This is a genomic window from Streptomyces sp. NPDC058741 (assembly GCF_042746715.1).
GTDB lineage: Bacteria > Actinomycetota > Actinomycetes > Streptomycetales > Streptomycetaceae > Streptomyces.
The window spans coordinates 138175-161760 of record NZ_JBHYQH010000007.1; the positions used below are offsets into that span (position 1 = coordinate 138175).

A 23586-nucleotide genomic window follows, 5' to 3' on the forward strand; every position below is an offset into this window, starting at 1 on the left:
TGGGTCACGAGATTAATCTTGTGACATCATGTGCGCATGACTGAGATCACGATCAGCTCCGCCCGTTCCCAGCTCGGCGACCTGGTCCGGCGCGCGGCCCACAGCCGCGAGACCATCGCCATCACCGACCACGGCCACGTGGCCGCGCTGCTCGTGTCTCCGCAGGTGATAGAGGATCTCGAAGACGCGCTGGCCGTCGCGGACTATCAGCGGCGCAAGGCGGAGGGCACGCTCGGCGAGGGCATTCCGCACGAAGAGGTCGGGCGCGTGCTGGGGCTGCGTCCGTGACCTACCGCATCATCTGGGAACCGAACGCCACGGACGCGGCGGTGCGCTTCCTCAAGGACGATCCGACCGGGCTCGCCGCCGTGTACGAGGCCGTCGACGCACTCGCCGAGACTCCACGTCCCTCCACCTCAGCCCCTTTCGGCTGGGAATTCCGCCGGCTCCGCGTCGGCGCCTACCGCGTCCTCTACGCCCTCGACGACGACGTCATCCACATCCTCGTCACCCACCTCGGCCGCATCACCTGACCACCGGTCACGCCGGCTTCCGCGCCACCGCGAAGACCCGGCGGAACGGAAACGGCGTGCCGTGCGGCCCGGCCGGACACGCCTGGCGCAGGGCGGTCCGGTACGCGGCGACGACGGCGTCCCGGGCTCCGGGGTCGTCGGCGAGGGCGGTCAGCACGGGCCGCAGCCCGGTCCCCCGCACCCGGTCGAGCACCGGGTCCTCGCCGTGCAGCAGGTGGAGGTACGTCGTCTCCCAGACGTCCGCCACGCAGCCGACGGACGTCAGCCGTTCCAGGTAGGTCCCGGGGGTGTGCACGGCGTCGGCGTGCCGCAGGACGCCGCCCGGCCGGTCGCGCCAGCGGGGCGACGCGGCGGGCTCGCGCATCAGGCGGTGACTGGGGGCGGCGAAGTTACCGGGGACCTGGAAGGCGAGGTGCCTCCGGGTTTCAGGCCGGCGGCCCCGTCGGTGAAGCGTTCGACGTGCCCGAGCACCCACTGCAGCGTGGCGTTGCCGATGATCAGGTCGTGCGGCTCTCCGGGCGTCCAGGTCCGGACGTCGGCGTGGGTGAAGTCGAGGTGTCCGCCGCCGGGCGTCGGGCCCTCGTGGTCGACGTGGGCCCGGTCGAGCATCTCGGGGGAGTCGGCGTAGCCGGTGAGCGGGCGGCGGGCCGGCGGCCGGTGAGCAGCGCGGTGACGTTGCCGGGGCCGCAGCCGAGGTCTGCGATGCGGGGCGGGTCCGTGGGCGGATCGGGGACGCGGGCGAGGAGGTCGGCGAAGGGGCGGGCGCGAGGGCCGGCGTGGCGCAGGTACTGGGCGGGGTCCCGGTGGGGACGGCAGCGGACACGGCTCCTCCGGATGTCCTGTGGTGCTGACCGTACGGGACGTGAGGCCGGCCTCGGCCCACAGTATCTCGATGTCAAGATAGTGGGCGTCAAGAGACTCTACGTCGACACAACCACTACACTGATCGCCATGGAGGACGAGGTCGACCGGCTGGTCGCAGCATGGCGCCGGGAGCGCCCGGACCTCGACGTGGAACCGCTCGAGGTGCTGAGCCGCGTGAGCAGACTGGCCCGGCATCTGGACCGGGCGCGCCGGCTGGCCTTCTCGGAGCACAGTCTGGAGCCGTGGGAGTTCGACGTCCTGACGGCCCTGCGGCGCGCGGGCACGCCGTACCAGCTCTCCCCCGGTCAGCTCCTGACCCAGACGCTGGTCACGTCGGGCACGATGACGAACCGCATCGACCGCCTGGCCAAGAAGGGCCTGGTGGAGCGCCTCCCCGACCCCTCCGACCGCCGCGGTGTGCTGGTCCGGCTGACGGACGAGGGCCGCGACCGCGCGGACCAGGCCCTGGCGGGTCTGCTGGACCAGGAGCGCGCGATCCTCGCGGAGCTCTCCCGCGCCCAGCGCGGCGAACTGGCGGGGCTGCTACGCCAGCTGACCGCCCCGTTCGACAACATCCCCGGCTAGGTCGACGGGCCCGACACCGGCCCGGCGCGCGAGGGCGACGGCGGCGAGCGTGGAGTGCACGCCCAGCTTGCCGAGGACGTTCTGCATATGGGTCCGTACGGTGTGCGGCGACAGGTAGAGCCGCTCGGCGACGGCCTTGCGCCCCAGCCCGGCGAGCATGCAGCGCAGCACTTCCCGCTCCCTCGGCGTCAGCGACTGGACGAGCCGCTCGCTCTCGGTGCGGTGCTTGCGGGCGGCGGTGAGCTCGCGCAGCACACCGGTGAGCAGGGCGGGCGGCAGATGCGTCTCGTCCCGCAGGACGCCCCGGACGACGGTGAGCAGCCGGGAGAGCGAGCAGTCCTTCGCGACCCAGCCGGACGCGCCGGCCTGCAGGGCGAGCGCCGCCCGGCGCGGGTCGTCCTTCGCGGCGAGCACCACGATCCGTACGTTCGGCTGCGCGGAGCGCACGCCCGTGACGAGGGAGATCCCGTCGACGAGCCCGTCCTCGTTGCCCTCCTGGACGGGTACGGCCGGCCGGGCGCCCGGCACCTTCCCGCCCAGGTCGGCGTCGACGAGCAGCACGTCGAACCGGCGCCCCTCGGCGACCGCCCGCTCCAGGCAGCGCAGCGCGGCCGGGCCGCTGGCGGCCGCGGAGACCTCCACGTCGGGCTCGGCGGCCAGGGCCGCGGCGAGTGACTCGGCGAAGATGCGATGGTCGTCGACGACCAGGACTCGGATGCGAACCACCTAACCCCCTTCCCCGGTGCTCCTGAGGAGCAGGGGATACCCCATCGGCGGCAGACGACACCGCGCGGGCACGACGCCGGGGTGTCCTGATCGCCGCGTCCGTCCGTGCCGCGGCCTGGCCGGGTCGCCGCAGCCGCACGGCCGCCGCCGTGCAGGAACCGCCACCCCCACCCCGGGCGTCGTACCCGGCTGTCTCGCCCCCTGAACGGCACCGGCCCCCTCCGGTGCTGTTCATCAGGGTACGGACGGGGGCCCGGAGCGGAAGGCTCTTTGCAGAACTGGCCGTCCGGCGCGTTTATGGTGTGCCGCATGTTCCGTCTTGAGACAGAAGTCGACAAGGCCCGACGTGATCTGCTCCGCACACGGCTGCGGGACTCGAACACAGCCGCCTCCCCGGTCCTGCGAGCCCTGCGCGGAACACCGGCCGAACGGGACGTCCCGTTGCACGTGTGGGCTGTGAACGACACGGACGGCACCCTCGCCGGCGGCCTGGTCGGCTACACCTGGGCGACCTGGCTCCACGTGACCTACCTGTGGGTCGACGACCGCCTCCGGGGCGCGGGCCTGGGCACCCGCCTCCTGGCGCGTGCGGAGCACCTCGCGGCCACCCGGCGCGGCTGCCGCGCGGCCCGCCTGGAGACCTGGGACTTCCAGGCCCCCCGCTTCTACGAGAAACGGGGGTACGAGGTGGTGTGCGCGGTGCCGGACTATCCGCCGGGTATCACGGAGTACCTGCTGACGAAGAAGCTGGGCTGAGCCTCAGGCCAGACGGTGGGCGCCCGCCGCGGGTACCGCCTCGAAGACCCGGGGGGCCGTGAAGCCCGCCGCCGCGAAGGCCTCCGTGACGGCCTTGGTGATGCCGTCGACGTCCGCCTCCTCCGCGAGGACGATCGCCGAGCCGCCGAAGCCGCCGCCGGTCATACGGGCGCCCAGGGCGCCGGCGGACAGGGCCGTGTCGACGACCAGGTCCAGTTCCGGGCAGGAGATGCGGAAGTCGTCGCGCAGGGAGGCGTGGCCCTCGACCAGGACCGGGCCGATCGCGCGGGTCTCACCGGCCTCCAGGAGGGAGACCACGCGCTCCACGCGCTGGTCCTCCGTGACCACGTGGCGGACCAGGCGGCGGACCTCCTCCTCGTCGCCCAGGCGGGCCAGGGCCGCGTCCAGGCCGGCGTAGGGGACGTCGCGCAGGGCGTCGAGGCCGAGCAGGGCGGCGCCCCTCTCGCAGCCCGCGCGGCGCTTGCCGTACTCGCCCTCGCTGTGGGAGTGCTTGACCTGCGTGTCGACGACCAGCAGGCGCATGCCCTCGGCGGCCAGGTCGAAGGGGATCTGGCGCTGGGAGAGGTCCCGGGTGTCGAGGAACAGCGCGTGACCGGCCTCGCAGCACGCCGACGCCGTCTGGTCCATGATGCCGACCGGGGCGCCGACGTAGACGTTCTCGGCGCGCTGGCACAGGCGGGCCAGCTGCCAGCCGCGCAGGCCGAGGGAGAACAGGTCGTTCAGGGCCAGGGCGACCACGACCTCCAGGGCCGCCGAGGACGACAGGCCAGCGCCCGAGGGGACCGCGGAGGACAGGTGGATGTCCGCGCCCGTGACCGCGTGGCCGGCCTCGCGCAGGGCCCACACCACGCCGGCCGGGTACGCCGTCCAGTTCCGGTCCGTCTCGGGCGCCAGGTCCTCCAGGCGGAACTCGGCGACCCCGCCCTCGACGTCCCCCGAGTGCAGGCGCAGCACGCCGTCCTCCCGGCGTGAGACCGCCGCCACCGCCCGGTGCGGCAGGGCGAACGGCATGACGAAGCCGTCGTTGTAGTCGGTGTGCTCGCCGATGAGGTTGACGCGGCCCGGCGCCGCCCACACCCCGTGCGGCTCGGCGCCGTACAGCTCGGTGAACCGCCCGGCGACCGTCTCGGCAACAGCCTCGCTCATGCCCTGACCCCTGACCCTTCCGTACGTACTAGTTGCCGTGCCGCTGCGCGAAGTCCCACGCGTCGGCGACGATGCCCGCGAGGTCCGCGCGGGACGGGTTCCAGCCCAGCTTCTCGCGGGCGGTGGCGGCCGAGGCCACCAGGACCGCCGGGTCGCCGGCGCGGCGGGGAGCGATCACTTCCGGGATCGGGTGGCCGGTCACGCGGCGGACCGTCTCGACGACCTCGCGGACGGAGAAGCCGTTGCCGTTGCCGAGGTTGCAGATGAGGTGCTCGCCGGGGGCGGCGGCCTTCAGGGCCAGCAGGTGGGCCTCGGCGAGGTCCGCGACGTGGATGTAGTCGCGCACGCAGGTGCCGTCCGGCGTCGGGTAGTCGTCGCCGAAGACGGAGATCGCCTCGCGCCGGCCCTGCGCGACCTGCAGCACCAGCGGGATCAGGTGCGACTCGGGGTCGTGGCGCTCGCCGTACGCGCCGTACGCCCCGGCCACGTTGAAGTAGCGCAGCGAGACCGCGCCCAGGCCGTGCGCCGCCGCCTCGCCCGTGATCATGTGGTCGACGGCGAGCTTCGAGGCGCCGTAGGGGTTCGTCGGCTGCGTCGGTGCCGACTCCACGATCGGGACCTGCTCCGGCTCGCCGTAGGTCGCGGCCGTGGAGGAGAAGACGAGGGTGCGCACGCCTGCCTCGCGCATCGCCGCGAGCAGGGCCATGGTGCCGCCGACGTTGTTGTCCCAGTACTTCTCCGGCTTGACGACGGACTCGCCGACCTGGGAGAACGCAGCGAAGTGCAGGACGCCGTCGAAGGAGGCGTCCAGCCACTTGGCGGCGTCGCGGATGTCGCCCTCCACGAAGGCGGCGCCCGCCGGGACGCCCTCGCGGAAGCCCGTGGAGAGGTTGTCGAGGACGACGACCTCGTGACCGGCCTCCAGCAGGTGCTGTGCGACCACGCTGCCGACGTAACCCGCGCCGCCCGTCACCAGGTACTTCCCGCTCATGAACTCGCTACCTCTCGCAGTCGCTCGGCCGCGCGCTCCGGCGGCACGTCGTTGATGAACACGTTCATGCCGGACTCGGAACCCGCGAGAAACTTCAGCTTGCCGGAAGTACGGCGGATGGTGAAAAGCTCGAGGTGGAGCGCGAAGTCCTCGCGCACGACCCCGTCGAAGTCCTCCAGCGCGCCGAACGGGGCCTGGTGCCAGGCCGCGATGTACGGCGTCGGAGGCTCACCCTCGCCGAAGATCCGGTCGAACCGCCGCAACAGTTCCAGGTAGACCTTGGGGAACTCCGTGCGCGCGTCCTCGCCCAGCCCGAGCAGGTCGGGCACCCGGCGCTTGGGGTAGAGGTGCACCTCGTAGGGCCAGTGCGCCGCGTACGGGACGAAGGCCACCCAGTGCTCGCCCTCCAGGACGACCCGCTCACCGGCGAGTTCGCTCTCCAGGACGGCGTCGAAGAGGTTCTCCCCGCCGGTCATCTCCTTGTGGTCGGCGGCCGAACGGAGCATCAGGGCGGTGCGCGGTGTGGTGAAGGGGTAGGCGTAGATCTGCCCGTGGGGGTGCTGGAGCGTCACACCGATCTCGGCGCCGCGGTTCTCGAAGCAGAACACCTGCTCGACGGAGGGGAGATGGGACAGCTCCGACGTGCGGTCCGTCCACGCCTCCAGCACCAGGCGCGCCTGCTCCTCGGAGAGATCGGCGAAGGACGCGGTGTGGTCGGAGGTGAAGCACACGACCTCGCAGCGGCCGGAGTCGCCGGCCAGCGACGGGAAGCGGTTCTCGAAGACCACGACGTCGTACGAGGAGTCCGGGATCTCGCTCAGGCGGTCGCCCTCGGAGGGGCACAGGGGGCACTCGTCGGCCGGCGGGTGGTACGTACGGCCCTGGCGGTGCGAGGCCACGGCGACGGCGTCTCCGAGGAGGGGGTCGCGGCGGACCTCCGACGTGGTGACGGTGCGGTCCAGCGGGCGGCGGTCGGCCGCGCCGCGCACGCGGTCGTCCCGCAGGTCGTAGTAGATGAGCTCACGACCGTCGGCCAGCCGGGTCGAGGTCTTCTTCACACCGGACTCCTCATCCTTCAAACATAACTCAACAGATCACAACACACCTCACCCCATACGTCAACATCACAATCCAACAAAGGGCATCACCGGACGTGTGCGATCGCCGACCGCCGAGGCGTAGATTCCGCGAGGTATCGGTTCGCGCGACGAAGCGAGGGCTCATGCATCCCCCCACGTACCTGGCAGCCGAGCTGCGGCTCCCGGCCAACTGGCTCGACTACACGATCCTCGGCCTCTACTTCGTCGTCGTCCTCGGCATGGCTTCGCCGCCAGACGCTCGGTGAGGACCAGCCTCGACTTCTTCCTCTCCGGCCGCTCCCTGCCCGCCCGGGTCACCGGTCTGGCGTTCATCGCCGCCAACCTGGGCGCGACCGAGATCCTGGGCATGGCCGCCAACAGCGCGCAGTACGGCGTCTCCACGACCCACTGGTACTGGATCGGCGCCATCCCGGCCATGGTCTTCCTCGGCCTGGTGATGATGCCCTTCTACTACGGCTCCAAGGTCCGCTCGGTCCCCGCGTTCCTGCTGCTGCGCTTCGACCGGGCGGCGCACCTGCTGAGCTCGGTCCTGTTCGCCTTCGCCGGCGTCAACCTCTACGCGCTCGCCATCGTCGTGGAGGCGCTGCTGGGCTGGCCGGCGTGGGTGGCGATCGTGGTCGCCGCCTTCTTCGTCCTCGCCTACATCACCCTCGGCGGCCTGTCCTCGGCCATCTACCACGACGTACCGCAGTTCTTCGTCATCCTCGCCGCGCTCATCCCCCTCACCGCCCTCGGCCTGAAGAAGGTCGGCGGCTGGGACGGCCTGTCCGGCTCGCTCACCGCCAGCCGCGGCGCCGACTTCCTGACGTCCTGGGGCGGCACCGGCATCGGCAACGCCAACCCGCTGGGCGCGAACTGGCTGACCATGGTCCTCGGCCTCGGCTTCGTCCTCTCCTTCGGCTACTGGACGACGAACTTCGCCGAGGTGCAGCGCGCCCTGTCGGCGAAGAACCTCTCGGCAGCCCGGCGCACCCCGCTCATCGCCGCGTTCCCGAAGATCTTCATCGTGTTCCTGGTGATGATCCCGGGCCTGGTCGCCGCGGTCCTGGTCCCGAAGATCGGCACCTCGGGCTCCGACCTGCAGTACAACGACGCCATCGCCTACCTGATGGAACAGCTGCTGCCCAACGGGGTGCTGGGCATCGCCGTCACCGGGCTGCTCGCGGCCTTCATGGCGGGCATGGCGGCGAACGTGTCGTCCGTCAACACCGTGTTCACGACGGACATCTGTCACAGTGCGGTGGCGGTCACTGGGACGCCCGGCGAGTCGGTCCTGTCAGCGCGTCGACAAGGGCGTCACCGGTCGTGTCGATGACGATGACCTCCGTCCTCCTGCATGTCCGGGGGGAGTTGTGTTCGCTCCTCCGCACGGCGCACAGCTCTGCCGCTGCGGGGTCGATGACCACAGCTCCGAGCTCGGCGACCAGTTCCGCGAGGACGGCGAGGACGCCACCGTTCTGTGGGCGCTCCACCAGGATGCCGGTCTCATCAACGGAGATCTCGGCTGCGCCGCCGCCGGACGCCCGGATCCAGAACCGCAGGCTTCCGTCCTCGCCCACCGTGAGCTGCGGGTCCCCGGCATCGTGAGGCTCAAGGAGTGCCCGCACCCCCACCAGGTCCAGGGGAACGGGCACGTCGTCCCCGTCGACGAACCGGTAGATCGACGGGCTGTGACTCATGGAACTCCTACCGAAGTCCTGCCACCGCGTCAGACCCCCGGCCCCGGGTCCCGGTTCACCGCACCCGCCCGGTCCAGCAGCCCCGTCCGCGCCGCCAGGGCCGCCGCCTCCAGGCGGGAGCCCACACCCAGTTTCATCAGGACCCGCTGGACGTGCGTGCGGGCCGTCGACGGGGCGATGCCCATGCCCGCCGCGATCAGGCGTGTGTCCTCGCCGTCCGCGACGCGGACCAGGACCTCGATCTCCCGGGGCGTGAGCATCGACAGCAGGCGCCGGCCCTCGTCGTCCGGCTGGGCCGCCGGGTTGAGCAGCTCGCTGAACGCCCCTTGCAGCAGTTGCGGCGCCACCGCCGCCTCCCCCGCCCGTGCCTTCATGATCGCCCGCTCGACGCCCTCGATGCGCTCGTCGTGCCGGACGTAGCCGGAGGCGCCCGCCGCGAAGGCCGCCGCGATGCCGCGCGGACTGGGCACCGGGCCCAGCACCACCATCGCCACCTGCGGCCGCTCCCGCTTGATCCGCACCACCGGGTCGAAGATCCCCGGCTCGGCCGGCGCGGCCGTCCCCAGCAGGCACACCTCCGGCGCCCGCGTGATCACCAGTTCAGCCGCCCCCGCCGCCGGTGCCGCCGCGGCCAGCACCCGGTGGCCCCGCAACTTCAGCGCCGAGGCCAGCGCTTCCGCCAGCAGTCGGTGGTCGTCGACCACCATGAGCCGCACTCCCATCGAGCAACCCCCCAGTCACCCAGTACCCCCCGATGGAAGCCCCCCGGCCTCCCCGCCTTCATGCCCCCGGAAGCTACACGCTTGTTCGACGTCGCGCTTCCCCTACCCGCGAGAATCGCCCCGGATCACCGAAATTCCCCGCCCACGAGGTCGACTGGGCCACACGCGTACGGTCCCGCCCCTGACCAGGGACGGGACCGTACGGACCACCAGAAGGTCAGCCGGCGATCAGCCATTGATCACCAGCCGTCAGCAGTCGATCAACCGGTGCCGAAGCCGACCGCGAGGTACTCCTTGTCGCTGATGCCGGACCGCTTGCTCGCGTACACCTTGGACATGTACAGCCGCCCGTCGCCGTACAGGAACTCGGCGTACTCCGGCGACATGCTGGTCTCCACGTCGCGCACCTGCCTCGTCGCGGGGTTCTCCAGCAGCGTCGTCTGCTTGAAGCTGCCGGCGTCGATGCTGACGACCTGTCCGCCCTTGTTGTACGGCGGCCGCTTGTACGCGAGGAGGTTGCCGCCGTCCATGCGCAGCGGCGTGATGGTGTAGCCGTCCCCGGCGTCGGCCCGCTGGCCGGTCTGCTTGCCGGTCGCGAGGTCGAAGCTGACGATCTCGTTGGTCTGGCTGTACTCGCCCGTCCCGTCGTGCTCCTCGGTCGGCAGGTAGAGCCGGTCGTTGCCGACGGCCAGCAGCGTGCAGGCCTCGATGCGGGTGATGCCCTCGCAGCGGGCCGCGAACTGCTCGCCCGGCGCGGAGATGCGGGTGCGCAGCTTGCCGGTCTTGTTGTCGATGGAGAAGAAGTCCGAGATGCCGCTGCCGTCGCCCGCGGAGTCGCCGACGTCGGCGGCCACCACCAGCGGGTCGGTCGACACGATGCTCGCGTACTCGATGCCCCGGGTCATCTTGTACTCCGAGATCACCTTCCCGGACTTCGGGTCGATGGTCTGGATGTTCAGCTGCCGGTCGTCGTACGAACCGCACTTGCGCACGGCGACCAGCTTCGCGCCGCCGCCGTACCCGGCGTCGTAGCAGGAGTCGGTCGGTTTCGGACTCCACAGCAGCCTGCCGGACACGTCGAAGGCGGCGCCGCCGCTGGTGCTGCCGACCGCGATGGTCTTCCCGCTGAGCGTGATGTTGTCGAGATTGATCAGCCGGTCACCGGTCTTGACCGTCTTGGTCCACAGCTCCTTGCCCGCGTCGAGGTCGATCAGCGCGACCTGGCTGCACCCGTGCGAGGGCTCGGCCTTGGTCGGCATGGCGGGCTGGTAGACGACCGCCGTCAGGTTGTCGTCGGTGACCTGGCGGCTGGCCTGGCAGACCGGGCCGTCCAGCGGGATCTTCCACAGCTCCTCGCCCTTGTCGCGGTCGTAGCCGACGATCTGGGCGATGCCGCTCTTGACGTAGGCCTTGTCGGTGAGCCACGAGCCGGCGACGACGACCGTGCTGTCGTTCTTCACCTCGGGCGCCGGGACCTGGAAGAGGACCTTGGCGCCGGGGTCGGACGGGACCTTCTCCTTGCCGCCGGAGCCGCCGCCCTTGCCCTCGGTCGTGCCGCCGGTGGCACCGCCGGAGCTCGCGGTGCCGTCCTTCCCACCGTCGTCCTTGGTCGAGGAGTACCAGATGCCGCCGCCGATGATCAGGGCGATGGCCGCGACCGCGGCGACGATGATCGCCACCTGGGCGTTGAACTTCCCGCCGCCGCCGGGCTGTCCGGGCTGCGGCTGGAGCGGCACGGTCGCCTGCGGGTAGCCGTAGCCGGGCGGCTGCCCGTACCCGGGCTGGGTCGGCGGCTGCCCGTACCCGGGCTGGGTCGGCGGCTGCCCGTACCCGGGCTGGCCGTACGGGCCCGGCTGCTGACCGGGGTAGCCGTAACCGGGCGGAGCCTGCGGCGGCTGGGGGGCCTGCGGGTACCCGTAGCCGGGCTGCGGCTGGGGCGGTCCGGGCGGGGGTGACTGCGGCAAAGGCGTCTGCGGAGCCTGCGGCGGCTGGGGGGCCTGCGGGTACCCGTAGCCCGGCTGGGGGTTCTTGCTCAGGTCCGGGCCGGGCGCGGGCGGCGGGGTCTGCGGCGGCTGGTCCTGCGGCGGTCCGAAGCCGTCCCCCTGCGGGGGCTGCTGCGGCGGCGGGGGCTGGCTCATGTCGTGAGTACCTCGGGGAAGGGGACGGTCGGCGGGGACGAACGCGCGAAGGGAGGGAGAAGCGCCGGGGGGAAGCGTCACTTGCCGTAGGCGAGCATCAACTTCTCCTTCGTGTCGTCGTTTCCGCTCAGCCGGGTCGTCGAGATGTAGAAGCGCCCGTCGACCCAGTCGACGTCCTTGGAGAAGAACCCGTTCTCGATGTCCGCGGCGCCCTGCGGGTTCTGCAGCAGCTTGGCGGGCTCGTGGCTGCCGCCGCCGGTCGGGATGGCGACGATCTGGCCGCCGGCGTCGTAGGACGGCTGCACGTAGGCGATGAGCTTTCCGTTCTCGACCTTCATCGGCAGCATCGACTCGTCGGCCGGGGACTTCACCCGCCACTTCTCCTTGCCGTCGGCGAGGTTGACCGCGACGATCTCGTTGGCGCCGGTGGTCGCCTTCGTCGGCAGGTAGAGCGTGTCGGCGTCGGCGGCGACGCCCCGGCAGCCCGTGAGGTCGCGCTCCAGGATCGCCCAGCCGCACTCGGGGGCGAAGTCCTCGTCGAAGCCGACCTGCGAGCGGAACTTGCCGCCGGAGGTGAAGGTGGAGATGTTCCAGGCCTTCTTGTCCTCGTTGGTGCTGTAGACGACCAGCGGGCTCACCGAGTAGGTGCGCGCGACCCGCCAGCCCTTGTCGAACGGCTGGGTCCACAGGGCCTTGCCGGTCTTCGGGTCGAGCTCCTGGACCTCGTCGTGCTCCTTGCCGGTGCCGGCACCGCAGGAGGAGACGGCGATCAGCTTCTCGCCGCCGGCGAACGCGGCGGGGAAGCAGGCGTTGCCGTAGCGCTTCTTGTCGAACAGCTTGTCGCCGCTGGTGACGTCGTAGGCCGTGCCGGACTGGGAGCGGCCCACCATCAGCGTGGTGCCGGTGATGGACAGTTCGACGGAGAGCGTGGAGTCGAACAGGGCGCCGTCGGCGACCTGTTCCTTCCAGCCCTTCTCACCGGTGGCGAGGTCGATCTCCTGGAGCTGGTTGCACTTGGCGCGGTCGCTGCTGCCGCTCATGTACGCGACGACGATCTTGTCGTCGTCGGTCTTCTGCGGGGTCGTGGCGCAGATCTTCTGCGGGAAGGTGACGGCGTCCCAGGCGGGCTTGCCGTCCCCGACGTCGTAGGCGAAGAGTTGCTTGTACGCGGCCTTCACGGCGGCCTTGTCGGTGATCCACATGCCGTCGGCGTCGGCGCCCCGCCCGGGGGCGTCGGGCGCCTCCTTGTACCAGAGGACCCTGGCCTCGCCGGCCTGGCGGCCCTCGTTGAGGTTCTCCGGGTCCTCGCCGCCGTCGCCGCTGCCGTCACCGGGGTTCACGGGGTCGGAGCCGCCCTGCTTGGCGTCGTCGCTCGGCTGGGCGACGGGCTTCTTCTTGCCCTTGCCGTCGTCGTCACCACCGCCGGTGACGGCGAGGACGGTGCCGCCGACCACGAGCAGCACGGCGAGGGCCGCGCCGATGATCATGGCCGGCTTGCCCTTGAAGGGGTTGCCGGAACCGCCCCCGGGCGGGGTGCCGGGACCGCCCGGGTACGAGGGCTGGGTCGGGTGGCCGTAGGCGGGCTGTCCGTACGGGCCGGGCTGCTGGCCGTAGGGGCCGGGCTGCTGCGGCTGGCCGTAGGGACCGGAGGTGTAGGGGCCGGGCTGCCCGTAGGGGCCGGGCTGCTGCGGGTAGCCGTACCCGGGCTGCGGCGGCCCCTGCGGGTGCGGCGGCGGCTGGGGCGCGCCCTGGGGCGGTGGCGGGGTCTGCGGCGCCCCGAAGCCACCACCCTGCGGCGGCGGGTCCTGCGGTGCTCCGAAACCACCGTACGGTGGCTGACTGGGCGGCTGAGTCATCAGTCGCTTCCCCCGTTCACTTCACTGATTTTTAGCCACGCCCTGAGGTACGCGATGGGCTCAGAGTCGCTTCATAAAGTTCCAAGACGGCTCTTTCTATCACCCCGTTCCCAGAAGGGACCGGGCCGTCCCAACCCCTGTTCCCAAGGGAGGACCGGCCCGTGATGCCGTTGTTACGCGCCTTCACGCACCCTTCACGCGTCCTCGGCGAGTTCCAGCCACCGCATTTCGAGTTCCTCGCGCTGACCAGCCAATTCGCGCAGCTCGGCGTCCAGTTCGGCGACCTTGGCGAATTCCGTGGCATTTTCGGCGATTTGTGCGTGGAGCTTGGTCTCCTTCTCGGAGACCTTGTCGAGCTGCCGCTCGATCTTCTGCAGCTCCTTCTTGGCGGCGCGCTGGTCCTGCGCGCTCCGCTCCGGGGCCGCGGACGGCTGCGGCGCCGCGGCGGGCGCGGAGACGGCGGCCTCCTCCATGCGCTGCCGCCGCTCCAGGTACTCGTCGATGCCGCGCGGCAGCATCCGCAGGGCGCCGTCGCCGAGCAGCGCGAACACCCGGTCGGTGGTGCGCTCGATGAAGAACCGGTCGTGGGAGATGACGATCATCGAGCCGGGCCAGCCGTCGAGGACGTCCTCCAGCTGGTTCAGGGTCTCGATGTCCAGGTCGTTGGTGGGCTCGTCGAGGAAGAGGACGTTGGGCTCGTCCATGAGCAGGCGCAGCAGCTGGAGCCTGCGGCGCTCACCGCCGGACAGGTCGCCGACCGGCGTCCACTGCTTCTCCTTGGTGAAGCCGAACGTCTCGCACAGCTGCCCGGCCGTCATCTCGCGCCCCTTGCCGAGGTCGACCCGCTCGCGCACCTGCTGCACGGCCTCCAGCACGCGGGTGGCCGGGTCGAGTTCGGCGACCTCCTGGGAGAGGTAGGCCAGCCTGACGGTCTTCCCGACGCGGACGCGGCCGCCGGCGGGCTGGACGTCGCCCTCCGTCCGGGCCGCCTCCGCCATGGCCCGCAGCAGGGACGTCTTGCCGGCGCCGTTGACGCCGACGAGGCCGATGCGGTCGCCGGGACCGAGCTGCCAGGTGACGTGCTTGAGGAGGACCTTGGGACCCGCCTGGACGGTGATGTCCTCCAGGTCGAACACGGTCTTGCCGAGCCGCGAGGACGCGAAGCGCATCAGCTCGCTGCTGTCCCGGGGCGGGGGCACGTCCTTGATCAGCTCGTTGGCGGCCTCGACGCGGAAGCGCGGCTTGGACGTCCGGGCCGGTGCCCCGCGGCGCAGCCAGGCCAGCTCCTTGCGGACGAGGTTCTGCCGCTTGACCTCCTCGGTGGCGGCGATGCGCTCGCGCTCGGCCCGGGCGAAGACGTAGTCGGAGTAGCCGCCCTCGTACTCGTAGACCGCGCCGCGCTGGACGTCCCACATGCGGGTGCAGACCTGGTCGAGGAACCAGCGGTCGTGGGTGACGCAGACGAGGCCGGAGCGGCGGTTCTGCAGGTGCCGGGCGAGCCAGGCGATGCCCTCCACGTCGAGGTGGTTGGTGGGCTCGTCGAGGACGAGCAGGTCCTGCTCCTCGATGAGCAGCTTGGCCAGCGCGATTCGGCGGCGCTCACCGCCGGAGAGCGGGCCGATGACGGTGTCGAGCCCCTTGGGGAACCCCGGCAGGTCGAGCCCGCCGAACAGACCGGTCAGCACGTCCCGGACCTTGGCGTCGCCCGCCCACTCGTGGTCGGCCATGTCGCCGATGACCTCGTGGCGGACGGTGGCCGCGGGGTCGAGGGAGTCGTGCTGGGTGAGCACGCCCAGGCGCAGCCCGCCGGAGTGCGTGACGCGTCCGGTGTCGGCGCTCTCCTGCTTGGCGAGCATGCGGATCAGCGTGGTCTTGCCGTCGCCGTTGCGGCCGACGACGCCGATGCGGTCCCCTTCGGAGACGCCGAGGGAGACGCCGTCGAGCAGGGCGCGGGTGCCGTACACCTTGCTGACGTTCTCGACATTGACCAGGTTGACGGCCATTTCTCTCCTGACAGGGGGGATCGATCGACCCTCCAGGGTAGTCGGGCGGCGGGGTGCCGCGGCCGGGGTGTTCAGCGGGGCCGGGCGGAGTCCTGCCGCCGCCGGTGGCGCCACACGTCCGGCAGCCCCACGCCCGAGGGCGCGGCCGGCACGCGCACGGGCCCCGGGGGGACGTGCGCCGCCCTGGCGTGACCCCTGGTACTCCTCGCAGCCCGGGACCGCGCTGCCGTCGCCGCGGGTGGGCACGGGCGCCCCCGTCCGCCGGGATCCGTGCGTGGCGTCAGCGCCCGGTCGCTCCCGGCACCGGCCCCGAAGCCCTCCGCACGACGCCAGCACCCGGCGACCGTCGCTCCCGGCACCGGCCCCGAAGCCCTCCGCACGACGCCAGCACCCGGCGACCGTCGCTCCCGGCACCGGCCCCGAAGCCCTCCGCACGACGCCAGCACCCGGCGACCGTCGCTCCCGGCACCGGCCCCGAAGCCCTCCGCACGACGTCAGCGCCCGGCGATCGTCGCTCCCGGCGCCGGCCCCGAGGCAGTCCGCACGGTCCGGCAGGTGCCCGACGCGACCAGGGCCTGGGCCACCGCGGCCGCCGACTCCGGGTCGCGCACCAGGAACGCCGTGGTGGGGCCGGAGCCGGAGACCAGGGCGGCGAGGGCGCCCGCGGCGCGGCCGGTGGCGAGCGTGCCGGCGAGCTCCGGGAACAGGGAGAGCGCGGCGGGCTGCAGGTCGTTGGAGACGGCGGCGGCGAGCGCGTCCGGGTCGCCCTTGGCGAGGGCGGCGAGGAGCTCCTGGGAGGCGACGGGCTCGGGGATGTCCGTGCCCTCCCCCAGCCGGTCGAACTCGCGGAACACGGCCGGGGTGGACAGGCCGCGGCCGGCCATCGCGAACACCCAGTGGAAGACGCCGCCGGCGTCCAGGGGCGTCAGCCGCTCACCCCGTCCGACACCGAGGGCCGCGCCGCCGACCAGGCTGAACGGCACGTCACTGCCCAACTCGGCGCAGATCCGGAGCAGTTCGTCACGCGAGGCGCCGGTCCCCCACAGCGCGTCGCAGGCGACCAGCGCGCCGGCGCCGTCGGCGCTGCCGCCCGCCATGCCGCCGGCGACGGGGATGTCCTTGGCGATGTGGACGTGGACGTCGGGGCTGAGGCCGTACCGCTCGGCCAGCGCGACGGCCGCGCGGGCCGCCAGGTTGGTGCGGTCCAGGGGGACCTGGTCGGCGTCCGGACCCTCGCAGGTGACGCGGAGTCCCTCGGCGGGGGTGACGGTGATCTCGTCGTAGAGGCCGACCGCGAGGAAGACGTTGGCCAGGTCGTGGAAGCCGTCGGGGCGGGCGGCGCCGACCGCCAGCTGGACGTTGACCTTGGCGGGGACGCGGACCGTGACGCTCACACGGGCTCCTTCTGCTGGTGCCGCGCCTTGTGCTCGGCGATACGCGCGAACTCTTCCACGGTCAGGGACTCGCCCCGGGCCTGCGGCGGGACACCGGCGGCGACGAGGGCCGCCTCCGCCGCGGCGGCGGAGCCCGCCCAGCCGGCGAGGGCGGCCCGCAGCGTCTTGCGGCGCTGCGCGAAGGCCGCGTCGACGACGGCGAAGACCTCGCGCTTCGAGGCCGTCGTCCGCACCGGCTCGGTCCGGCGGACGAGGGAGACCAGGCCGCTGTCGACGTTGGGCGCAGGCCAGAACACGTTCCGGCCGATGGCGCCGGCGCGCTTGACCTCGGCGTACCAGTTGGCCTTGACCGAGGGGACGCCGTACACCTTGGAACCGGGGGCGGCGGCGAGCCGGTCGGCGACCTCCGACTGGACCATGACGAGGGTGCGTTCGATGGTCGGGAAGGTGTCGAGCATGTGCAGCAGCACCGGGACGGCCACGTTGTAGGGGAGGTTGGCGACCAGCGCGGTCGGGGCGGGGCCCGGCAGCCCGGCGACGTGCATCGCGTCGGAGTGGACGAGGGCGAACCGGTCGGCGCGCCCGGGCATCCGGGCCGTGATGGTCGCGGGCAGCGCGGCGGCCAGCACGTCGTCGATCTCCACGGCCGTGACCCGCTCGGCGACCTCCAGCAGCGCCAGGGTGAGCGACCCGAGCCCCGGGCCGACCTCGACGACCACGTCGTCGGGGCGGACCTGTGCGGTGCGGACGATACGGCGGACGGTGTTCGCGTCGATGACGAAGTTCTGTCCGCGCTGCTTGGTGGGGCGTACGCCGAGCGCTGCCGCGAGCTCGCGGATGTCGGCGGGGCCCAGGAGGGCGTCGGGGGTGGGGCTGCTGGTCACGGGGACAAGGGTACGGGGCGTGCCTCCGCGCCCTGTCCGTGCAGCCGCCCTCCGCAGTGCGGCCAGGGACCTGCTCCCCGCCGCACGTACAGCTTCTTCGCCCGGTACGTCTGCTCCGCCGCCGGGGCGTCCTGGGGGCGGCCGCGGCCTCCGAGGGACTGCCAGGTGTGGGTGTCGAACTGGTAGAGGCCGCCGTAGGTGCCGGAGGGGTCGACCGCGTCGGGGCGGCCGCCGGACTCACAGGCCGCCAGGCCCCGCCAGTCGAGGTGGCCGGCGTCCCGGACGGAGGCGGGGCGTGGCTTGGTGCCGACCTTCACCACCTGGGTGCGCGGCGTGCGCACCACCTCGGACCGGATGCGGCGCGGCTTCTGCCGGACGCCGTTGACGGTGCGCACGGCGTAGGTGATGCGGCGCAGCCCCGGCTCGCCGGCCCGCTCCACGACCTCCGTGCCCCGGAACAGCTCCGGATCCTCCGTGCGCCGCACGGCGAACGGGACCGCCTCCTCGCGGACCTCCCGGCCGCCGGTGATCCGCAGCACCGTGACGGTCTGCCCGTCCCGCGGGAAGCTGCCCTGCGGCATCGAGGTGGTGTCCTGGCCTCGCAGGGTGATGCCCGCCTGCTCGACGGCCTCGCGCACGGTGGCCGCGTTGGTGCGGACGGTGCGGGCCCGGCCGTCCGCCATGACGCTGACCGTGCGCTCGGTCCGCACGTCCAGGGCGAGGCCCTCGCGCCCGATGCGCCGGGAGCCCGAGGTGGACACGTAGGCGCCCTCCTGCCGCACGCCGAGCCGCCGGAGCGCCTCGTCCACCGTGCGGGCGGTCGTCCACACCTCGCGCCGCCGTCCGTCGAGGGTGAGCCGTACGGGGCGGGCGTGGCGCACGTCGACCTCGTCACCCCTGGTGATCCGCGCGCCGGGCCCGGGGCGCGACCAGGTCGTGGGCGCCGATCTCGACGCCTTCCTGCGCGAGCAGTCCGGTGACGTCGTCGGCGAAGGTGTGCAGGGTGCGCGTCCTGCCGTCGACGTTCAGCTCGATCGCCTTGTCCTCGGCGACGAACGCCGTGGTGCCGCCCGCCAGGAAGGCGACGACCAGGGCCTGCGGGAGCAGCCTCAGCAGGGGGCCGTGGTCGGGGCGCTCTGCGGAGCGGGCCCTGCGCGGGCGTGCGGATCCGCGGTGCGCGCCGGTGCGCGGCACGACGCGCGAGCCCGCGCGTCCGCCCGCGCCGGCCGCGGGCCGCTCGCCGGAGGCAGATCCCTCACCGGGGGCAGGCCGCTCGTCGGCCGCGGGCCGCTCGCCGAGGGCAGACCGCTCGCCGGGGCCGGGGACCGCGCGGCCGTCCGGTGCCCCCTGCCGGGGCAGCGCCGGCAGGGTGGGCGCCTCGTGTGCGGGCGGACGGACGACGTCCTCGTAGCCGGGACGGTAGGGGTCCTCGTAGCCGGGACGGTACGGGTCGTCGTAGCCGGGACGGTACGGGTCGTCGTACGCGGCCGGGGCTCCGTACGCGGCCGGGGCTCCGTACGCGAGCGTCTCGGCGCTGTGCGGGCCGGCGGGCGGCACGGCGAGGCCGCCGGGCACGGTGTCCGCGTGGGCCGGGGCGTACGGCGCCGCGGCGTACGGCTCGTACCTCTCGTACGTCTCGTACTGCGGATTGCTCACGCCGACACGCTCCAGGGGCCGGAGGGGTTCCAGAGGGGTCCGGATCGGGCCCCCAGAACCTAGCGGAGCGTTCGTCACCCTCAGGATCGACGCGGCTACGCACAGTCGTGCGGTGCGGCGGGGAGCGCGGGAGCGGGTCAGTACCCGAACGCGCGTGCCGTGTTCGCGCCGAGCGCCGAGGCCAGCGTGTCCTCGTCCACGCCGCGCACCTCGGCCATCGCCCGCACGGTGATCGGCACGAGACAGGGCGCGTTGGGCCGCCCGCGATAGGGCACGGGCGTGAGGAAGGGCGCGTCCGTCTCCACGAGCAGCAGCTCCAGCGGGGCCACCGCCACCGCGTCCCGCAGGTTCCGGGCGTTCTTGAAGGTGACGTTGCCGGCGAAGGACATGAAGTAGCCGGCGCTCGCGCAGATCTCCGCCATCTCGGCGTCGCCGGAGTAGCAGTGGAAGACGGTCCGCTCGGGGGCGCCCTCCTCCTTCAGCACGCGCAGCACGTCGGCGTGGGCCTCGCGGTCGTGGATGACCAGGGCCTTGCCGTGCCGCTTGGCGATCTCGATGTGCGCGCGGAAGGACAGCTCCTGCGCGTCCTTGCCCTCGGGTCCGGTGCGGAAGTGGTCGAGGCCGGTCTCGCCGACGCCCTTGACGTGCTCCAGCGCGGCCAGCCGGTCGATCTCGGCGAGGGCGTCGTCCAGGGCCGCCTGCCCGCCGGGGGCGCGGGCGCCCTGCCGGGACCAGCCGTCGGGGTCGCCGTGCACGATGCGCGGTGCCTCGTTCGGGTGCAGGGCGACCGTCGCGTGGACGGCGTCGTACGCCGCCGCCGTCTCGGCCGCCCACCGGGAGCCCTCCAGGTCGCAGCCGACCTGCACGACCGTCGTCACCCCGACCGACGCGGCCTTCGCCAGCGCCTCCTCGACCGTGCCGGACTGCATGTCCAGGTGGGTGTGGGAGTCGGCGACCGGCACCCGGAGGGGTTCCGGCAGGGGCGGGGCGGCGTTCTTGTCCTGCGGGCCGGCGTCGTTCGAAGGCATGTCCCGATCCTACGAAAGGGCGGCGCCCTCCCCGCCGGGGGAGGGCGCCGCGACGAAGGGGCCCGCGGGTCAGCTCGCCCTGCGCTGGAAGGGGTGCAGCAGGTCGGACAGGTGCCAGTGGTGCCTGTCGTGGGGCTCACCGGCCTCCGGGTGCGCGATGGGCGCCTCGACGGGACCGGCGGGTGGCGGCACCCGGTGGGGCCGGTGCGCGGCGTCGTGGGCCGAGGCGACCCGGCCGGGCCGCATGATCCGGACGACGTGCCCGTCGCAGTTCTGGCAGGCCGGCTTGCTCAGGGGCGAGGGCACGACCTTGCCGTCCGCGACGTACAGGACGAACTCGTGGCCCTCGGCATCGGTGTGGTGCTCTATCTCGTACGACTGCTCCCAGCCGTACCCGCAGCGCATGCAGGCGAAGGAGTACGACTCCTTGACGACGGCGTTCGCACCGGCGCGGAGCCCGGTCCACCCTGCGATCTCACTCATGCCCACTCCTGTTCCGCTGTGGCGTGGGGACGATTCGCTCCCCGCACCCCAGTGGACCGCCCGGCAAGGACGGTTGGCAGCAGACCTGTCGAGTGTTGGCCCCGATTTGGGCGTCCCTTGCCCCGGGGGCGGATCGCCTTTGCCCGCCCATGGGGCGCACGCTCAAACGACAAGCGCCCTGCTCAGAGGTGGTGCAGCGCCGTCAGGAGCCGTGCGCGCGACCGGGGCCGGGCGTCAGCCGGCATTCCTGCCCGCGGCCGGGACCGGCCGTCAGCCGGCGTTCTTCGCGGCGACCACGGCGTCGAACACGGCCCGCTTCGGCACACCGGCCTCCACCGCCACGGCCGCGATCGCCTCCTTGCGCCGCTCCCCGGCCTCCTCCCGCGCCCGCACCCGCCGCACCAGTTCCTCCGGCCCGACCTCCTCGGGCCCCTTCTCCGGCGCCCCCTCCACCACGACGGTGATCTCTCCGCGCACGCCCTCCGCGGCCCAGGCCGCCAACTCGCCGAGACCGCCCCGCCGGACCTCTTCGTACGTCTTGGTGAGCTCCCGGCACACCGCGGCCCGCCGCTCGGCCCCGAACGCCTCGGCCATGGCGGCGAGCGTGTCGTCCAGCCGGTGCGGGGCCTCGAAGTACACGAGCGTGCGCCGCTCGTCGGCCACCTCCCGCAGCCGCCCGAGCCGCTCCCCCGCCTTCCGCGGCAGGAAGCCCTCGAAGCAGAACCGGTCCACGGGCAGCCCCGACAGCGCGAGCGCGGTGAGCACCGCCGACGGCCCGGGCACGGCGGTGACCCGTACGTCCCGCTCGACCGCGGCCGCGACCAGCCGGTAGCCCGGGTCGGACACCGACGGCATGCCCGCGTCCGTGACGAGCAGCACCCGCGCCCCGCCCACCAGTTCCTCGACCAGTTCCGGAGTCCGCGCGGACTCGTTGCCCTCGAAGTACGACACCACCCGCCCCTTGGGCGTGACGCCGAGCGCCTGGGTCAGCCGGCGCAGCCGCCGCGTGTCCTCCGCGGCGACGACGTCGGCTCCGGCCAGTTCCTCGGCGAGCCGGGGCGGGGCGTCCGCGATGTCGCCGATGGGGGTGCCTGCGAGTACGAGGGTTCCGGTCACGCCCCCATCCTCCCAGGGGACCGAGGCCCGGACTCCTCCCAGGGGCGGAGGACGCGGACGCATACCGGCCATGCACGGGACTCACACAGCACGGTTCCCTACGATGGCGCGGTGACCAGTACCGCGTCCTCCACGGACACCCGGAAGGGCCAGACGCCGCACGAGCAGCGGCCGTCCTGGCAGCAGCGGCTGCGCCGCTTCGGCTACCAGGGGCAGCCGAGAAGCGCCACCCGCGACGTCCGTGACCGCCTGGTGCCGCCGTACACCGAGCCCTCCCCGCGCCTGTGGGGGGCGCTCGGCATCCCGCACACCCTCGCGGGCCGGCTGGTGCGCTGGTCGGGCTGGATCGGCCCGCTGCTGGTCACGCTGCTGGCGGGGGTGCTGCGGTTCTGGCACCTGGGCAGCCCGAAGGCGGTGATATTCGACGAGACGTACTACGCGAAGGACGCGTGGGGTCTGATCCACCGCGGCTTCGAGGTCAGCTGGGACAAGAACGCCAACGGCCAGGTGCTGTCGTCGGGCGGCCAGGTGCCGATCCCGACCGAGGCGGCGTACGTCGTTCACCCGCCGGTCGGCAAGTACGTCATCGGTCTGGGCGAGCTGGTGTTCGGCTTCGACCCGTTCGGCTGGCGCTTCATGACGGCCCTGCTCGGCACGCTGTCGGTGCTGCTGCTGTGCCGGATCGGCCGCCGGCTGTTCCGCTCCACGTTCCTGGGGTGCCTCGCGGGCACGCTGATGGCGCTGGACGGCCTGCACTTCGTGATGAGCCGCACGGCGCTGCTCGACGGCGTGCTGATGTTCTTCGTGCTGGCCGCGTTCGGCTGTCTGCTGGTCGACCGGGACAAGGCCCGCGAGCGACTGGCCGCCGCGCTGCCGGTGGACGCCGACGGCCGGGTGCGCCCCGACCGGGACACGGCCGAGTCGGCCCGGCTCGGATGGCGCCCCTGGCGCTGGGCGGCGGGCCTGATGCTGGGCCTGGCCATCGGCACCAAGTGGAACGGCCTGTACATCCTGGCCGCGTTCTGTCTGATGGCCGTGTTGTGGGACGTCGGCTCGCGCCGCGTCGCCGGTGCCCGCCACCCCTACTCGGCCGTGCTGCGCCGCGACACGCCCCTGGCGTTCGTGGCCACCGTCCCGGTCGCCCTGGTCACCTACCTCGCCTCCTGGACGGGCTGGATCCTGTCCGCGACGGACGGCTCCGGCGGCTACTTCCGCGACTGGGCCTCGACCGGCGGCAAGGGGGGCAGCTGGACGTTCCTGCCCGACTGGCTGCGCAGCCTGTGGCACTACGAGCACCAGGTGTACGAGTTCCACGTCGGCCTGTCCTCGCCGCACACCTACCAGTCCAACCCGTGGAGCTGGCTCGTCCTGGGCCGCCCGGTGTCGTACTTCTACGAGTCCCCGGCGCCCGGCAAGGACGGCTGCCCGGCCGACGCCGGCGAGAAGTGCGCCCGCGAGGTCCTGGCCCTCGGCACACCGCTGCTGTGGTGGGTGGCCTGCTTCGCGGTCCTGTACGTGCTGTGGCGCTGGCTGTTCCGCCGCGACTGGCGCGCGGGCGCCATCGCCTGCGGCATCGCGGCCGGCTACCTGCCCTGGTTCATGTACCAGGAGCGCACGATCTTCTTCTTCTACGCCGTCGTCTTCCTCCCCTTCCTGTGCCTGGCGGTGGCGATGCTCCTCGGCGCGATCATCGGCCCGCCCCGCTCCACCGACACCCGCCGCGTCGCGGGCGCCACGACGGCGGGCGTCCTGGTCCTGCTGATCGCCTGGAACTTCATCTACTTCTGGCCGCTGTACACCGGCCAGGCCATCCCGATCGACGACTGGCGTTCAAGGATGTGGCTGGACACCTGGGTGTGACCGACGTTCGGCCAAAGTTGACAACCTGTGGCTCCGATGTGACTC

At 72.7% G+C, this 23586-nt stretch carries 19 protein-coding genes and 3 pseudogenes; 6 read left to right on the forward strand and 16 right to left on the reverse strand.

The window, feature by feature from the left end; translation table 11 throughout:
• The first annotated feature begins 36 nt into the window (after nucleotides 1-36).
• Both ACFW6P_RS08415 and ACFW6P_RS08420 read left to right on the forward strand, forming a co-directional pair.
• Nucleotides 37-288, forward strand: a complete 252-nt coding sequence (locus tag ACFW6P_RS08415) for a type II toxin-antitoxin system Phd/YefM family antitoxin (RefSeq protein WP_386346769.1) — start codon at nucleotides 37-39, stop codon at nucleotides 286-288.
• Nucleotides 285-533 (forward strand): type II toxin-antitoxin system RelE/ParE family toxin, encoded by a 249-nt coding sequence (locus ACFW6P_RS08420; RefSeq protein ID WP_386346771.1) that lies wholly within the window; start codon nucleotides 285-287, stop codon nucleotides 531-533. The genes ACFW6P_RS08415 and ACFW6P_RS08420 overlap by 4 nt, the downstream gene beginning before the upstream one ends.
• A gap of 7 nt (nucleotides 534-540) precedes the next feature.
• Here ACFW6P_RS08420 and ACFW6P_RS08425 read toward each other — a convergent pair.
• Nucleotides 541-1369, reverse strand: a pseudogene (locus ACFW6P_RS08425) (methyltransferase domain-containing protein).
• Nucleotides 1370-1484: 115 nt separating this feature from the next.
• Between ACFW6P_RS08425 and tamR the strand changes: the two are divergent.
• On the forward strand, nucleotides 1485-1982 hold the full coding sequence (gene tamR, locus ACFW6P_RS08430) for a MarR family transcriptional regulator TamR (protein ID WP_059196100.1): 498 nt from the start codon (nucleotides 1485-1487) through the stop codon (nucleotides 1980-1982).
• Here the strand turns inward: tamR and ACFW6P_RS08435 are convergent.
• Entirely contained in the window at nucleotides 1941-2708 is a 768-nt protein-coding gene (locus tag ACFW6P_RS08435) for a LuxR C-terminal-related transcriptional regulator (RefSeq protein WP_386346774.1), read from the reverse strand. The two genes, tamR and ACFW6P_RS08435, sit on opposite strands and share 42 nt — an antisense overlap.
• Nucleotides 2709-3017: 309 nt before the next feature.
• On the opposite strand from ACFW6P_RS08435, the gene ACFW6P_RS08440 reads away from it, so the two are divergent.
• Nucleotides 3018-3464, forward strand: coding sequence for a GNAT family N-acetyltransferase (locus ACFW6P_RS08440; protein ID WP_386346776.1), 447 nt, complete (start codon nucleotides 3018-3020; stop codon nucleotides 3462-3464).
• Between the two features lie 3 nt (nucleotides 3465-3467).
• Here ACFW6P_RS08440 and galK read toward each other — a convergent pair whose 3' ends face one another.
• From galK to galT, 3 genes are read right to left on the reverse strand one after another with little or no spacing between them, the layout of a single operon-like run.
• The gene (gene galK, locus ACFW6P_RS08445) at nucleotides 3468-4631 is read right to left on the reverse strand and encodes a galactokinase (RefSeq protein ID WP_386346778.1); all 1164 of its coding nucleotides are present in this window, start codon (nucleotides 4629-4631) and stop codon (nucleotides 3468-3470) included.
• Nucleotides 4632-4659: 28 nt separating this feature from the next.
• The gene (gene galE / locus ACFW6P_RS08450) at nucleotides 4660-5622 is read right to left on the reverse strand and encodes a UDP-glucose 4-epimerase GalE (protein ID WP_386346780.1); all 963 of its coding nucleotides are present in this window, start codon (nucleotides 5620-5622) and stop codon (nucleotides 4660-4662) included.
• Nucleotides 5619-6680 carry a galactose-1-phosphate uridylyltransferase gene (gene galT / locus ACFW6P_RS08455; RefSeq protein WP_386346782.1) on the reverse strand — a complete coding sequence of 354 codons (1062 nt, stop codon included), beginning with the start codon at nucleotides 6678-6680 and terminating at the stop codon, nucleotides 5619-5621. The genes galE and galT overlap by 4 nt, the downstream gene beginning before the upstream one ends.
• 164 nt (nucleotides 6681-6844) lie before the next feature.
• Between galT and ACFW6P_RS08460 the strand changes: the two are divergent.
• A pseudogene (locus ACFW6P_RS08460) lies at nucleotides 6845-7950 on the forward strand (Na+/galactose cotransporter); the annotation flags it as partial.
• 19 nt (nucleotides 7951-7969) lie between these two features.
• On the opposite strand, the gene ACFW6P_RS08465 reads toward ACFW6P_RS08460, so the two are convergent.
• The 11 genes and pseudogenes from ACFW6P_RS08465 to rsmI form a co-directional block, all read right to left on the reverse strand.
• On the reverse strand, nucleotides 7970-8401 hold the full coding sequence (locus ACFW6P_RS08465; RefSeq protein WP_386346784.1) for a hypothetical protein: 432 nt from the start codon (nucleotides 8399-8401) through the stop codon (nucleotides 7970-7972).
• Nucleotides 8402-8430: 29 nt separating this feature from the next.
• A complete protein-coding gene (locus ACFW6P_RS08470; protein ID WP_386346786.1) occupies nucleotides 8431-9123 on the reverse strand; it encodes a LuxR C-terminal-related transcriptional regulator in 693 nt (230 codons plus the stop codon).
• Nucleotides 9124-9383: 260 nt separating this feature from the next.
• Nucleotides 9384-11261, reverse strand: a complete 1878-nt coding sequence (locus ACFW6P_RS08475) for a PQQ-binding-like beta-propeller repeat protein (protein WP_386423212.1) — start codon at nucleotides 11259-11261, stop codon at nucleotides 9384-9386.
• Nucleotides 11262-11338: 77 nt separating this feature from the next.
• Entirely contained in the window at nucleotides 11339-13117 is a 1779-nt protein-coding gene (locus ACFW6P_RS08480; RefSeq protein WP_386423214.1) for a PQQ-binding-like beta-propeller repeat protein, read from the reverse strand.
• Nucleotides 13118-13311: 194 nt separating this feature from the next.
• Nucleotides 13312-15120 carry an ABC-F family ATP-binding cassette domain-containing protein gene (locus tag ACFW6P_RS08485; RefSeq protein WP_386346794.1) on the reverse strand — a complete coding sequence of 603 codons (1809 nt, stop codon included), beginning with the start codon at nucleotides 15118-15120 and terminating at the stop codon, nucleotides 13312-13314.
• A 494-nt stretch (nucleotides 15121-15614) separates the two neighbouring features.
• Nucleotides 15615-16514, reverse strand: a complete 900-nt coding sequence (locus tag ACFW6P_RS08490; protein ID WP_386346796.1) for a 4-(cytidine 5'-diphospho)-2-C-methyl-D-erythritol kinase — start codon at nucleotides 16512-16514, stop codon at nucleotides 15615-15617.
• Nucleotides 16511-17398, reverse strand: coding sequence for a 16S rRNA (adenine(1518)-N(6)/adenine(1519)-N(6))-dimethyltransferase RsmA (gene rsmA, locus ACFW6P_RS08495; RefSeq protein WP_386346798.1), 888 nt, complete (start codon nucleotides 17396-17398; stop codon nucleotides 16511-16513). Before rsmA ends, ACFW6P_RS08490 begins: the two co-directional genes overlap by 4 nt.
• Nucleotides 17395-19054, reverse strand: a pseudogene (locus ACFW6P_RS08500) (ubiquitin-like domain-containing protein). The gene rsmA and the pseudogene ACFW6P_RS08500 overlap by 4 nt, the downstream one beginning before the upstream one ends.
• Before the next feature lie 137 nt (nucleotides 19055-19191).
• Complete coding sequence (locus ACFW6P_RS08505) at nucleotides 19192-20082, reverse strand: TatD family hydrolase (RefSeq protein WP_386346800.1); 891 nt, start codon at nucleotides 20080-20082, stop codon at nucleotides 19192-19194.
• Between the two features lie 69 nt (nucleotides 20083-20151).
• The gene (locus ACFW6P_RS08510; protein WP_386346802.1) at nucleotides 20152-20565 is read right to left on the reverse strand and encodes a hypothetical protein; all 414 of its coding nucleotides are present in this window, start codon (nucleotides 20563-20565) and stop codon (nucleotides 20152-20154) included.
• Nucleotides 20566-20835: 270 nt separating this feature from the next.
• Nucleotides 20836-21681 carry a 16S rRNA (cytidine(1402)-2'-O)-methyltransferase gene (rsmI, locus tag ACFW6P_RS08515; RefSeq protein ID WP_386346804.1) on the reverse strand — a complete coding sequence of 282 codons (846 nt, stop codon included), beginning with the start codon at nucleotides 21679-21681 and terminating at the stop codon, nucleotides 20836-20838.
• 111 nt (nucleotides 21682-21792) lie between these two features.
• Here rsmI and ACFW6P_RS08520 point away from each other — a divergent pair, with 111 nt between their 5' ends.
• Nucleotides 21793-23541, forward strand: a complete 1749-nt coding sequence (locus ACFW6P_RS08520; protein WP_386346806.1) for a dolichyl-phosphate-mannose--protein mannosyltransferase — start codon at nucleotides 21793-21795, stop codon at nucleotides 23539-23541.
• The last annotated feature ends 45 nt before the right edge of the window (nucleotides 23542-23586 follow it).

What these genes read in the sequence shown, in the direction of transcription:
- galE (WP_386346780.1), bottom strand. Translation starts at nt 5,622, where the DNA reads ATGAGCGGGAAGTACCTGGTGACGGGCGGCGCGGGTTACGTCGGCAGC.
- ACFW6P_RS08415 (WP_386346769.1), top strand. Translation starts at nt 37, where the DNA reads ATGACTGAGATCACGATCAGCTCCGCCCGTTCCCAGCTCGGCGACCTG.
- ACFW6P_RS08470 (WP_386346786.1), bottom strand. Translation starts at nt 9,123, where the DNA reads ATGGGAGTGCGGCTCATGGTGGTCGACGACCACCGACTGCTGGCGGAA.
- tamR (WP_059196100.1), top strand. Translation starts at nt 1,485, where the DNA reads ATGGAGGACGAGGTCGACCGGCTGGTCGCAGCATGGCGCCGGGAGCGC.
- galK (WP_386346778.1), bottom strand. Translation starts at nt 4,631, where the DNA reads ATGAGCGAGGCTGTTGCCGAGACGGTCGCCGGGCGGTTCACCGAGCTG.
- ACFW6P_RS08505 (WP_386346800.1), bottom strand. Translation starts at nt 20,082, where the DNA reads ATGCCTTCGAACGACGCCGGCCCGCAGGACAAGAACGCCGCCCCGCCC.
- ACFW6P_RS08480 (WP_386423214.1), bottom strand. Translation starts at nt 13,117, where the DNA reads ATGACTCAGCCGCCCAGTCAGCCACCGTACGGTGGTTTCGGAGCACCG.
- ACFW6P_RS08465 (WP_386346784.1), bottom strand. Translation starts at nt 8,401, where the DNA reads ATGAGTCACAGCCCGTCGATCTACCGGTTCGTCGACGGGGACGACGTG.
- ACFW6P_RS08475 (WP_386423212.1), bottom strand. Translation starts at nt 11,261, where the DNA reads ATGAGCCAGCCCCCGCCGCCGCAGCAGCCCCCGCAGGGGGACGGCTTC.
- ACFW6P_RS08485 (WP_386346794.1), bottom strand. Translation starts at nt 15,120, where the DNA reads ATGGCCGTCAACCTGGTCAATGTCGAGAACGTCAGCAAGGTGTACGGC.
- ACFW6P_RS08440 (WP_386346776.1), top strand. Translation starts at nt 3,018, where the DNA reads ATGTTCCGTCTTGAGACAGAAGTCGACAAGGCCCGACGTGATCTGCTC.
- ACFW6P_RS08510 (WP_386346802.1), bottom strand. Translation starts at nt 20,565, where the DNA reads ATGAGTGAGATCGCAGGGTGGACCGGGCTCCGCGCCGGTGCGAACGCC.